Here is a 1,245-nt window from a genome sequence, read left to right as displayed (position 1 = left end):
AGGTCGCCGTCGGGGCAGTACAGGCAGAGCTGTCCGCGCCGCTTCAGGCTCTCGTTGTACTCGTGCGCGTTGGTGACCGAGTAGTTCGGCTTGGGCCGCTTGCGCGGCCCACCCGTTTTCAGTCTTGCCTTGTAAGGCATGAAAGCTCGCCTGTCGGATAGATCACTGGGCTCTTTCTACCGGACCCACGGTCGCCGCGCAAGGACCCTGCTGAACAAAGCCCTTCTCACTCAGGTTCTTGAAGGCGGCAGAGAGGCTGTCGGTGCGATGCTCGCGCGGGCAACCTCCCGCCTGCCACAGAGCATTCTGCAAGCCGTTGGCGAGCGCTTCGAAGCTCTCGCCGCCCTCGACCACGCAGGCGTACTCCCAGCGCGAGAATGCCAGTACGAAGTGATACAGCCGGTGCTCGAACGGTGCGCCGCCGATCGTCACGCACAGCTTGCTCATATCGGTGAAGTCGGACAGCCCGCGCACGCCGGGTTGATGCTCCTGGGGGAAGAAGATCTCCTGGCTGGGACCTTCGAGCGCCCGCCATTGAGAAATGCGTCGTTCCAGCGTGCGACGCATGCCGTCGGGATAGCAGCCCGGGTGATCATCCTGCAGCTTGCGCAGGATCGTGATGCCCATCAGATGTGGAGCGTTGCGCAGCAACGGCACGACCTCACTGTCCCAGACATCGGCGAACGGATCGGGACGGGTGCGCCAGGAGCGCCGCGGCTTCTGGGATGGCAACGTCGCGTCACGCTCGATGCGGCGTGCGCTGCGCACGCTTATTCCTGCCTTGGCGGCCGCGACTTCCTGCGGATGGTGTTTGCGCTTGTTCATGTAGAGGCGAACCTGTTGGTCGGTGATGCGGGTTCCAGACATGTACTGACCGCTTCTTCTTTAAGAATCGATCAGCCATCCTATTGCCCCGCCGACGCGGCGCCGCCGGTGGTTCGTCGTCTCCGGCGGCTACGCCGCCTCCGACTCCTCACCACCGGCCAAAACAAACGTCAACGACCGGCCAAGCTAATTGTCGCCGCCCAATGCGGCGCTTTGCGCCGGTCTGTCTAGTTGATGAGGGATCCTTTCTATAACTAAAATCTCGTCCGGACTACCTATTTGCACCGGAACCACGTAGGTCGTGTCGAGTGCCCAGGCCTGGTTGGCCCGCTCGATCTTCATGCCGCGCAGCAGATACGGACAGACCTTGTGCTGCGCGTTGCGTCGACTCGTGCTCGGCTTGCAGTACAGCGCCTCCAC

Annotated in this window: 2 pseudogenes; both read right to left on the bottom strand. The window is 62.6% G+C overall.

The window, feature by feature from the left end:
* Window positions 1–222: 222 nt before the first annotated feature.
* A pseudogene (locus tag AB3X89_RS39760) lies at window positions 223–867 on the bottom strand (IS21 family transposase); the annotation flags it as partial.
* 144 nt (window positions 868–1,011) lie between these two features.
* Window positions 1,012–1,245, bottom strand: a pseudogene (locus AB3X89_RS39755) (hypothetical protein); the annotation flags it as partial.

This window comes from Paraburkholderia sp. BR14320 (genome assembly GCF_040948665.1).
GTDB lineage: Bacteria > Pseudomonadota > Gammaproteobacteria > Burkholderiales > Burkholderiaceae > Paraburkholderia > Paraburkholderia youngii.
Note: the sequence above shows the minus strand (reverse complement) of the source record. Positions and strands in the feature narration are given on the sequence as shown.